Source organism: Pseudomonas sp. JV245A (assembly GCF_032424515.1).
GTDB lineage: Bacteria > Pseudomonadota > Gammaproteobacteria > Pseudomonadales > Pseudomonadaceae > Aquipseudomonas > Aquipseudomonas protegens.
The window spans coordinates 1-4,799 of the sequence record NZ_VYKE01000246.1 but is presented as its reverse complement, the minus strand read 5'-3'; the positions used below and the strand labels follow the sequence as shown (position 1 = coordinate 4,799).

The 4,799-nt window shown below is 67.5% G+C and carries 4 protein-coding genes; 3 read left to right on the top strand and 1 reads right to left on the bottom strand.

Annotated elements, in window-relative coordinates:
* Positions 1-995 (top strand): MFS transporter (locus F6S12_RS29800; protein ID WP_315869687.1); only part of this gene is annotated, 995 nt, incomplete at its 5' end.
* A gap of 180 nt (positions 996-1,175) precedes the next feature.
* Complete coding sequence (locus F6S12_RS29795) at positions 1,176-2,111, top strand: phytanoyl-CoA dioxygenase family protein (protein WP_053150884.1); 936 nt, start codon at positions 1,176-1,178, stop codon at positions 2,109-2,111.
* A 6-nt stretch (positions 2,112-2,117) separates the two neighbouring features.
* On the opposite strand, the gene F6S12_RS29790 is transcribed toward F6S12_RS29795, so the two are convergent.
* A complete protein-coding gene (locus F6S12_RS29790) occupies positions 2,118-3,011 on the bottom strand; it encodes a LysR family transcriptional regulator (RefSeq protein ID WP_011060785.1) in 894 nt (297 codons plus the stop codon).
* A 131-nt stretch (positions 3,012-3,142) separates the two neighbouring features.
* Here F6S12_RS29790 and F6S12_RS29785 point away from each other — a divergent pair, with 131 nt between their 5' ends.
* Positions 3,143-4,789 carry a GMC family oxidoreductase gene (locus tag F6S12_RS29785; protein WP_015635229.1) on the top strand — a complete coding sequence of 549 codons (1,647 nt, stop codon included), beginning with the start codon at positions 3,143-3,145 and terminating at the stop codon, positions 4,787-4,789.
* Positions 4,790-4,799: the final 10 nt, after the last annotated feature.

Here is a 4,799-nt window from a genome sequence, read left to right as displayed (position 1 = left end):
CCCTGGCCCTGGCCCTGGGCGGCTGGGGCATCAGCGAGCGCAAGTACCCCCAGCACGCCGCGCTCGACCCCCTGGGCCAGATCCTCAGCGTGCTCTGCCTCGGGGCCCTGACCTACGGCCTGATCGTCGCGGGCGAGGACGGTTTCGGCAGCCGCGAGGCGCTCACCTCATTGCTGCTGGCGACGCTGGCGCTGCTGGCCCTGATCCAGGTCGAGCGTCGAGTGCAGCGGCCCCTGGTGCCCGTCACCCTGTTTCGCCAGCGGCCCTTTGCGGTGGCCAACCTGGCCTCGTTCATCCTCGGGTTTTCCTGCTACAGCAGCCTGTTCTTCTTCTCGATCTTCCTGCAGCAGATCCAGGGCTGGTCCGCCGCCGACACCGGCCTGCGCATGCTTCCGCAGTTCGTGGTCACAGGCGTTGTATCGATGCTCTTTGGCCGCTTGCACCGGCGCATCCCCCTGCCCTGGCTGATGGTTGGCGGCTATGGCCTGGTAGGCCTGGCCATGAGCGCCATGGCCGGCTTCGATGCTCACACGCCCTACTGGCGGGTGGGTTCGCTGTTCGGTCTGCTGGGGCTGGGCATGGGCCTGGCGGTGCCGGCCACCGGGCTGGTGGTGATGGCCTGCGCACCGGCAGAGCGCGCCGGCATCGCCTCGGCCAGCATGAACGCCCTGCGCCAGACCGGCATGAGCGTCGGCATCGCCCTGCTCGGCAGCCTGATGAGCACCCGGGCAGTGCAAGTGCTCAGCGAATCCGGCGCCGCGGCCGGGTTCGACGGCGCCGCCGAACTGGCCCGGCAAGCGGTGACCGAACACCGCCTGCCGCTGCACGACCCGCTGTTCGCCGACCTCTATGGCGCCGCCATGACCAGCGGATTTGGCCTGGCCATGGCCCTGGCCGGTTGCGCCAGCCTGCTGGCCATGGGGCTGTTGCTGGGAACTCGCCAGCAAGCGGTCCGCGAGCCTGCCGGCAGCCCCGGCACCAGGCCGGCTCGTTGACAAGCGCCGTGGTGGCACCGACCCTCCAGGCCCGGGACCGCTACATCCGGCCTGACGACTAAGGCGCCGTCCTCCCTGTCCGATGTCGCAAAGGCGTTGCTCAAGGTCGAATCCAGCCTGCCGCCCCGGCGCGCACTGTCCATACTCAAGGGCCTTGTCCCCTGGTAATGGAATACCCCCGTGAACCTGCCACCGGTCCTGCCTGACACCGCCCCTGCCCTGGTCAACCCGCTACGCCTGGGCCAGGACGATCTACGGCATTTCAAGGAGCGTGGCTTCATCAAGCTGCGGGGGTTGTTGACGCCTGCGGCCATCCTGCAACTGCGGGAGCTGGCCAACAGCCAACTGCGCCCGACCTCCTCGGGCACCTCGGCCCATGGCGACGGTTTCAGTCGCCTGACCCACCGGGTGACCCAGGTCGGCATCCTCGAACGCCTCTACCGGCAACCGGCCTTCGCCCAGGTGCTGACCCGCCTCAGCGGCTGCCGCCTGATCATGAGCGAGGCCCAGAGTTTCGAGCTGGGGGTGGGACGCTCGGGCTTTGCCTGGCACTACGACTCGCTGAACTTTCGCTACATCCGCCCCCAGGACCCGGCCTTCAGCCTGTGGATGCCGTTGCAGCCGATACGCCCCGAAGTGCAAGGTGGCGGCATGGCCTGGGTGCCCCTGTCGCAATTCTCGGCCCAGGAGAATTTTCAGTTCTCGCGCCTGCTGGCAGGCAAACTGGCACGGGGCGAGTCGGTGGCCGAATTTTCCGCGCACCTGCACCAGACCTACTGCACACCCGGGATGCTCACCGACAGCTTCGAAGCACAGCGCATCGAAGACTCATTCGAACCCGGCGACGCCCTGCTGTTCAGCAAGTACCTGTGGCACCGCTCCAGCCCCTTGCTGGCCGGCGACCTGGAACGCCGCCAGGCTGTGACCCTGCGCCTGCTGGACTGGCGCGCATGCCTTGATCCACTGATGCAGGAAGGCGAAACCCGCAGCGCCGGTGGCCTCGGCATGGGCCTGGACGGTGGCCCGCTGAACCCAGTGTCCTACGGCTCGCGCTTCGTCGATATCACGCCCGGGGCACCGATCCGCAGCTCGGTCCATTGCGGGCCGATCCTCTGATCCAGGCTAGATCTCAGGCCCCAGCAGCACCTGCTGCTGCGCCGCACACTGCTCCACCAGGTAATCCCAGACCACCCGCAGCCGCACCGATTTGTGCAGCTCGCGGCGGGTGCTGATCCAGTAGGCGCGCTGGATGCTTTCCGCCGGCAGCAGCGGCACCAGTTGCGGGTCGGCGGCGGCCATGTAGCACGGCAGCACGGCGATCCCCAGGCCGGAACGGGCCGCTTCCTGCTGGGCAATGACACTGGTGCTGTGGAACACCACCTGGGGGTTGCGGCAGAAGCTGTTGAGGAACATCAGCTCCTGGCTGAACAAGAGATCATCGACGTAGCCGATCCAGGCATGCCGGCCCAGGTCCTCGCGGCTGCGCAAGGGCGGCGCGCGGTCCAGGTAGGCCTGGCTGGCGTACAGCGCCAGGCGGTAGTCGGTGAGCTTGCGGGTCACCAGCATGTCGGCGCTGGGGCGCTCCAGGTGGATGCTGATCTCCGCCTCGCGGTTGAGAATGCTGACAAAGCGCGGCACCGCCACCAGTTCCACTTCCAGCCCTGGATACCGCTCGAACAGCCCAACCATGCGGCTGGCGAGAAACTTCACCCCCAGGCCCTCGGTGACCCCGACACGGATCTTGCCCAAAGGCGCGCTGGACTGGGTGATCTCTTCCTGCACCAGCAAGGCGACGTTTTCCATGGCCTCGGCGTGCTTGAGCAGCGCTTCGCCGGCCGGGGTCAGTTCGTAGCCCTGGGCGTGCTGGACGAACAGTGCGGTGCCCAGGGCCTTCTCCACCGCCTCGATGTGCCGGGCCACCGTGGCGTGGGTGGTGTTCAGCCGTCGCGCGGCGGTCAGCAGGCGGCCGCTGCGTTGCAGCTCAAGAAAGAAGCGCAGGTCATTCCAGTCGAACATGGGGTTTCCTTGCCGGAGTCGAAGGCCAACGCTGTTAGAAAACGCACAGCGGGTGGGTAAAAACTAACATTCTTTTAACGAAAGCTAACAACTAGGATGGCTCCCAATAAGAACGAAAAACGAGGTTAAGGATGCTCCCTGCCTTTGACGCCTACGACTACATCGTGGTCGGCGCCGGCCCCGCCGGCTGTCTTCTGGCCAATCGCCTGTCGGCCAATCCCCAGCACCGTGTGCTGCTGCTGGAAGCCGGTGGCCGCGACAACTATCCCTGGATCCACATCCCCGTGGGCTACCTGTTCTGCATCGGCAACCCGCGCACCGACTGGTGCTTCAAGACCGAGGCCGAGCCCGGCCTGCAGGGCCGCAGCCTGAGCTACCCGCGGGGCAAGGTGCTGGGAGGCTGCTCGTCGATCAACGGCATGATCTACATGCGTGGGCAGGCTGCCGACTACGACAGCTGGGCCGCTGAAGGCAACCCGGGCTGGGGCTGGGACCAGGTGCTGCCGCTGTTCAAGAAAAGCGAGAACCACTTTGCCGGCGGCAGCGAACTGCACGGCGCCGCCGGTGAATGGCGGGTCGAGCGCCAGCGCCTGTCGTGGCCGATCCTCGATGCCTTTCGCAGCGCTGCCGAGCAGAGCGGCATTCGCAACATCGACGACTTCAACGGCGGCGACAACGAAGGGTGCGGCTACTTCCAGGTCAACCAGAAGGCCGGGGTGCGCTGGAACGCCGCCAAGGCCTTTCTCAAACCCATCGCCCAGCGCCCGAACCTGGTGGTGCTGACCGGCATCGAGGTGCAGCGGCTGATCCTCGAGGACGGCCGCGCCACAGCGGTGCGGGCCAGCTGCCAGGGGCGCCTGGAGAACTTCAAGGCGCGCCGCGAGATCATCCTCTGCGCCGGCTCCGTCGGCTCGCCGAGCATCCTGCAGCGCTCGGGGATCGGCCCGGCGCCGCTCCTGCAACGCTTGGGGATCGGCGTCAGCCATGCCCTGCCCGGGGTGGGCGGCAACCTGCAGGACCACCTGCAACTGCGCCTGATCTACAAACTGGAGAACGCCCGCACCCTGAACCAGATCGCGGGCAGCCTGTGGGGCAAGATGGGCATGGGCCTGCGCTACCTGTATGACCGCAGCGGCCCGCTGTCCATGGCCCCCAGCCAGCTTGGCGCCTTTGCCCGCTCGGGCCCGGAACAGACCCGGGCCAACCTGGAGTACCACGTGCAGCCGCTGTCCCTGGAGCGTTTCGGCGAACCGCTGCACGCCTTCCCGGCCTTTACCGCCTCGGTCTGCGACCTGCGCCCGCAGAGCCGTGGCCGGGTCGAGATCCGTTCCGTGGAGGCCGGCGATGCGCCGCTGATCCAGCCCAACTACCTGAGCCACCCCGAGGACCTGCGGGTCGCCGCCGACGCCATCCGCCTGACCCGACGCATCGTCGGCGCCCCGGCCCTGCAACCCTTCAAGCCCAGCGAATACCTGCCCGGCCCCGAGCTGCAAAGCACCGAGCAACTGCACGAGGCCGCGGCCCGCATCGGCACCACCATCTTCCATCCGGTGGGCACCTGCCGCATGGGCAGCGATGCCCAGGCGGTGGTGGACGCACAACTGCGGGTGCACGGCATTGCGGGGCTGCGCATCGCCGATGCCTCGATCATGCCGCGCATCACCTCGGGCAATACCTGCTCACCGACCTTGATGATCGCTGAAAAGGCCGCTGAACTGATCCTTGCCAGCGTCCCCAGGAGCACGGTCCAGCACAAGGAGCCCGCCACCCCGGCATGAGCGCAGGAGC

Bases quoted from the DNA above. Each gene is read 5' to 3' on its own strand.
- F6S12_RS29790 (WP_011060785.1), bottom strand. From the start codon at position 3,011: ATGTTCGACTGGAATGACCTGCGCTTCTTTCTTGAGCTGCAACGCAGC.
- F6S12_RS29785 (WP_015635229.1), top strand. From the start codon at position 3,143: ATGCTCCCTGCCTTTGACGCCTACGACTACATCGTGGTCGGCGCCGGC.